Annotated in this window: 4 protein-coding genes; all 4 read left to right on the plus strand. The window is 38.2% G+C overall.

Features of this window, described 5'->3' with window-relative positions:
* Positions 1-268: 268 nt before the first annotated feature.
* The 4 genes from ACOVQ4_RS22445 (at position 269) to ftsZ (ending at position 5,779) form a co-directional block, all read left to right on the plus strand.
* Positions 269-1,225, plus strand: coding sequence for a TIM barrel protein (locus ACOVQ4_RS22445; RefSeq protein WP_421822826.1), 957 nt, complete (start codon positions 269-271; stop codon positions 1,223-1,225).
* Between the two features lie 74 nt (positions 1,226-1,299).
* Complete coding sequence (locus ACOVQ4_RS22450) at positions 1,300-1,836, plus strand: thioredoxin family protein (protein WP_421822827.1); 537 nt, start codon at positions 1,300-1,302, stop codon at positions 1,834-1,836.
* 672 nt (positions 1,837-2,508) lie between these two features.
* A complete protein-coding gene (locus tag ACOVQ4_RS22455) occupies positions 2,509-4,002 on the plus strand; it encodes a M20/M25/M40 family metallo-hydrolase (RefSeq protein ID WP_421822828.1) in 1,494 nt (497 codons plus the stop codon).
* 367 nt (positions 4,003-4,369) lie between these two features.
* Positions 4,370-5,779 (plus strand): cell division protein FtsZ, encoded by a 1,410-nt coding sequence (ftsZ, locus tag ACOVQ4_RS22460; RefSeq protein ID WP_421822829.1) that lies wholly within the window; start codon positions 4,370-4,372, stop codon positions 5,777-5,779.
* The last annotated feature ends 78 nt before the right edge of the window (positions 5,780-5,857 follow it).

The following is a 5,857-nucleotide window of genomic DNA, read 5'->3' on the forward strand; positions in this document are numbered from 1 at the left end:
TAAGCCGTAGGCATTCGGTAGAAATATATCTATTGTTACCAAAAAACAATTAAACACTCTTTGCCTTGTGCCTGGCATTAGGCTCTAGGCTATAAGCCGTAGGCATTAGGCAAGCACAGCATTTTGCCTTGAGCCTAAAACAAAAAAAATAAATCTAACACTGCTCACTTAATTAACACTCTTTGCCTTGTGCCTTATGCCTGTTGCCTAAAAAAACTTTAATTTTGCTCACTTACTTACCAATAAACAATTTAACAAATATTATCCAATGAACTCACGTCGTGACTTTCTCAAAACGTTTGCTGCTGCCAGCGGTGTAATGGCTTTTGCGCCAGAAGTATTAGCTACTTCTGAAGCTAGCAAAAAACTTTTCTTCGAAATTTCTTTGGCCGAATGGTCTTTGCACAAGGCGATTTTTGGTGGACAAATGACCAACCTTGATTTTCCTGTAAAAGCTCGTAAAGATTTTGGTATCGGTATTGTAGAATACGTAAATACTTGCTTTAAGTCATCCACTAAAGATTTTAAAGAAAATGGAAAAGATAGCGCCTATTTGAAAGAATTGCTGATGCGTTGCAACGATAACGGTGTCAAAAATCACCTCATTATGTGTGATGCAGAAGGCGATATGGGAGATTCTGACGAAAAGAAAAGATTACAAACTGTAGATAATCACAAAAAATGGGTAGAAGCTGCCAAATTTTTAGGCTGCAAAACTATTCGTGTAAATGCAGGAGGTAAAGGCTCTGCCGAAGAAGTAGCAAAAAATGCCGCCGACGGCTTGGCAAAACTTAGCGAGTTTGCGGCTACAATGAAGATAAATGTTATTGTGGAAAACCACGGAGGATATTCGTCAAATGGCGAATGGCTTTCAGGTGTCATGAAAGCGGTAAACATGAAAAACTGCGGCACCTTACCAGATTTTGGCAATTTCTGTATCAAGCGTGACTCTGCCAACTGGAGAACTTGCCTAGAAGAATACGACCGATACAAAGGCGTAAAAGAGTTGATGCCATTTGCGAAAGGCGTTAGTGCCAAAACAAATGTTTTTGATGCCGACGGCAATGAGCGCAATATGGATTACATGCGTTTGATGAAAATTGTCAAAGAAGCTGGTTTTAAAGGTATCGTTGGTATCGAATTTGAAGGAGAAGAACTTAGCGAAGACGAAGGAATTAAGGCTACATTAAAATTACTCCAAAAAGTGGGAGGAATCTTGAGTTAAGCCTGTAACTTTGTAGTTAGCAAACTGTATGTCAGCAGTTTTATTGGTTTAAAACTACGTTTTTATTATAGGATATGAAAAAGTTTTTTTTAGTATTACTTTGCTTTCTTTCTGCTCATTTTACGCATGCACAAGACAATGCTAGCAAGCCCAAAATCAACTGGATGACGCTAGAACAAGCCTTTCAAGCTATTCAGAAAGAGCCCCGAAAAATTGTTATCGACGTGTATACAGGCTGGTGTGGATGGTGTAAAGTAATGGATCAAAAAACCTTTACCGACCCCAAGGTGATTGAGTTTATCAATCAGAAATACTATGCAGTCAAACTTGACGCCGAGCAAAAAGAAGATATTACGATTGGAACTCAGAAGTTTGTTTGGCAAAACGGTTATAACCAAGCAGGCGTACAATTGCTTCAGGGCAAAATGTCATTTCCTACGATTGTGTACTTGGACGAAAAATTCAATATGATTCAACCAGTACCAGGCTATCAGGATGCCTTGCAGTTTCACCAAATTATTACTTATTTTGGTGACAACCACTACAAAAAAGGTGAATGGGACAAATATCAAAAAGATGTATATCCTAAACAATATGGTAGTACCAAATAAGGCGTGCAAAGTTAGATTTAAGTGCTTGTCTTTATGCTATAGGCATTAGGTAAAAGGTCGTTAAAATTTTCTTTATTTATTTCGCTTGCGGCTATGGGTACAAAAGTATATCTGTGGTTATCAACAAACATTTTAAGACTCTTTGCCTAATGCCTGTTGCCTAAAACAAACCACTTATCACTTACTTGTTAGCCAAGTATTAGGGGCCAAATCAAAGGTGCTTTTCACTCTTTTATCATAAGAAATAGGCAAGAAGCTTCAGTAAGATTGTGGAGTTTTTTGCCTTTTTCAGTAAATATTTAACCTTTATGTAGAGCGTATTTTTTTATCAAACCATACACATACTAATTTTTGATAGTCAACCATTTACCACATAAAGTTTTTTTTGTAAATTTCGATTAATACAAATTCCCATAAACCTAGACGACAGCATCTCCAAGCAGTTGAGCATTGCTTTTCTTTGGAAATCAACTATTTGTACGATAAATTAGGAGAGTATAGTCATTTATATAGTATTGTAATCAACATTCTTATAACTACCATCTACCTTTCATCGCCAATTTTGAATTCTCTTGAGAATAACCATGTAGCCTCGTTTGAGTAACTTACTTCGTTTTGATTGTGTTCTATTGGGTGTGTCCACTCTTAGCAAATTTTGTTTAATATAATATTATGAAAAAAAGTATATTGAGCCTGCTTGTTCTTGTATCACTTATTGGCACTGCTGCTTATAATCCAATTAAGGAAGAAACAGACGAATTGGAGGAAATTTTTCGCCAAATCAATACAGAAGTTTTGTCCAATGGAAAAGCTTATGAAACATTGGGACAAGCCTGCAAAACTATCGGCCATCGTCTTACGGGTAGTAGTAATGGCAAAAAAGCAGAAGAATACGCACATACTCTCCTCAAATCTTATGGATTTAGCGATGTAAAATATCAGCCTTTTCAGGTTGAAGCCTGGTCGCGAGATACCGTTACTTTAGCGATTGCACCGCGTAAAAGCGACAATTTCCGTGATGTCGAAGTTGTTTCATTAGCTATGACTCCTGTAGAGTCCAAAGTTACCTCAGAGATAGTTGACGTAGGAAATGGACTAGAAGGCGATTTTCAAGCGGTAAAAGACAAACTTTCGGGCAAAATAGCGCTCGTAAATATTGGTTTACTAGCTCCAATAAAAGGACCAAGGAACTTGCACCGTTCTGAGAAAACAGCACTGGCAATGCAATATGGTGCCGTTGGGGTTATTTTTGTAAATACGGTAAAAGGTAATGTACTATTGACAGGCACAGCTTCTGTAACAGGAAGTTTGATTGAAATCCCTGCTGTTTGCATATCGCTCGAAAGTGGCATGGAACTTCGTGCGTGGCTGAGTCAAGAACCCAATTTAGTAGCCATGATTGACATGAAAAACTTTAGTCGTATGATTAAAGCTCGTAATGTAATTGCAACGCTCAAAGGGAGTAGCAAACGTCACCAAAATGAGAAAATCATCATTGGTGGCCACCTCGATTCATGGGATTTGGCACATGGCGCGCTCGATAATGGTATTGGTTCGTTCTCAATTTTAGATATTGCTCGCACTTTTCAAGCCTTAAAACTGAAACCCAAAAGAACAATCGAATTTGTGATGTTTATGGGCGAAGAAGAAGGTTTGTTAGGTTCAAAAGCCATGATTGAAAAACTCAACAAAAGTAACTCTATCAACAAGGTGGCGTTTATGTTTAACCTAGATATGGCCAACAATGCCAATGGTTTTAATACCTCGGGGCGTGGCGAGATGGTACCACTATTTACGAGATTTGGGCAGGTAATTCAAAAGGTTGAACCTTCCTTCAAAAATACGATTATCAATCAGGCGGGTCTACATTCTGATCACCAAAGCTTTATGCTTGAAGGTATTCCAACGGCATCGCCTATTGGCAGTATTGCCCCCGAGGCGATTGGATGTTATCATGCCAACTGTGATAGATTTGATTTGATTAAAAAAGACGAAATAAACAATACCGTTCGTTACACAGCCATGATGTTGTATGCCCTTGCGAATGCCGAAGAAATTCCTGCTAAAAAAATGGACTATTACTCTACAAGAGACTTTTTCATCAAACAAAACCTTCGTAAAGAATTAGAACTTGGTCGAGAATGGAAATGGGGTGATAGCGAATAACCGCAAAGTTGGGGGCTTGAATAAAGAGTCAAACTCCAACTTTTTAGGGTTTTATGGCATACAAAAAATGGGGATTTTAAAGTTAATGAATTAACCACTCACTAAAATATACTGATAATCAAAAGTATAGTGTACCAATCTGACAACTTTTGTGTAATTTTATACTATATGTCATATTGATAGGTATTTACAATACCTGAGTAATCTAAAATTATTTGTAATTTTGAGAGCTTAAATTTGCGGTTTGCACACCAAAGTAAACAGACCGAGTTACAGTTACTGAATATCCGATTACTTTGTTTCTCTTGCAAATTAATCCAAACCTTATCCTTACTGAATATTATTAATCCTTAACCCGTTTAAGCGTATGGCATTTTTTGATCATAATATCGAACTAAAGGATGATAAGCCTTCTAATATTATCAAAGTCATAGGCGTTGGTGGTGGCGGTAGTAATGCTGTTCGTCACATGTATGAAATGAAAATTCAGGATGTTGATTTTGTAGTTTGTAATACTGATTTACAAGCCCTGAACGACAATTCTGTTCCTACTAAACTTCAATTAGGCGCTATTCTTACCGAAGGCCTTGGAGCTGGTACTGAACCAGAACAAGGGCGCTTGGCAGCAGAAGAAAGTGCAGCTCAAATTACGGCGTTGTTGGAAGGTGGTACCAAAATGGTTTTTATCACCGCTGGTATGGGTGGCGGTACGGGTACAGGAGCTGCTCCTGTAATTGCTAAAGTGGCTAAAAGCCTTGATATTTTAACTGTAGCCATTGTTACAGCTCCTTACTCTTGGGAAGGAACTGAAAAAATCGACGCTGCCATGCGTGGTATCGAAGAACTACAGCGTACTTGCGATACGGTTTTGGTGGTGTTAAATGATAAATTACTAGAGATTTATGAAGATCTAAATATACTAGAAGCATTTGAGCATGCCGATGATGTATTGGCCAATGCAGCAAAGTCTGTTGCCGAAGTAATTACCAAATCTGGTAAAATCAATGCCGACTTCAAGGATGTTAAAAAAGTATTAAGCAATGCAGGACAGGCTGTGATGAGTACAGCTTCAGCTAAAGGTCAAAATCGGGCCTCTGAAGTAATCAAAAGTGCCCTCGATTCGCCGTTGCTTAACAACAAAGATATCAAAGGGGCAAAACGTATCCTTGTAACTGTAGCTACTAGCAAAGCCAAGGTAATGGGTGTGAAAGAACAACAAATTATCACCGATTATATCATGAAAGAAATAGGCCAAGCTCCAGCTGGATTCAAATTAGGCTTTATTTTAGATGATGATTTGGGTGAAGAAATGCGTGTTACAGTTATTGCAGCTGGATTCGATTTGGCAGATGATGCTCCACTTCCTATCAATATCGTTAACAAACCTTTGGATGAGAAAGAACCTCTTGTAGCTGCTAGACCAAAACCAACACTCAAGGATTTAATTGATAGACCTGCCTCGCCCAAACCAATACCTACCGTAGGAAACCCTAATCCCCAACGTGTCGCTGTTGTACAACCTCCAGTTGTAGTGTTGGAAGAAGAAGAGGAAATTTATGAGGAAGAAGAGGAAAAAGTTGAACATAAACAAGCTACTTTCAACTACAAACAGGAAGACGATACTTTGCGTATCAGACGTATGATTGATACCTTCTGCCAAAAAATACCCAATGAGGCAGACCTAGAATCTCCTGCTTATTTGAGATACAAGGTTCAGCTTATTGATATTAGCCAAGTTCCAGAAGTTGAGTTATTTGATCAACCTTTGTATGAATAAGAAAAAGGGTGTCGAAATCGACACCCTTTTTTGATATAATCACCTGAATAATTGTAATTTAACTTGCAATAGGCTGTA

The organism is Flectobacillus sp., assembly GCF_049240685.1.
Taxonomy (GTDB): Bacteria; Bacteroidota; Bacteroidia; order Cytophagales; family Spirosomataceae; genus Flectobacillus.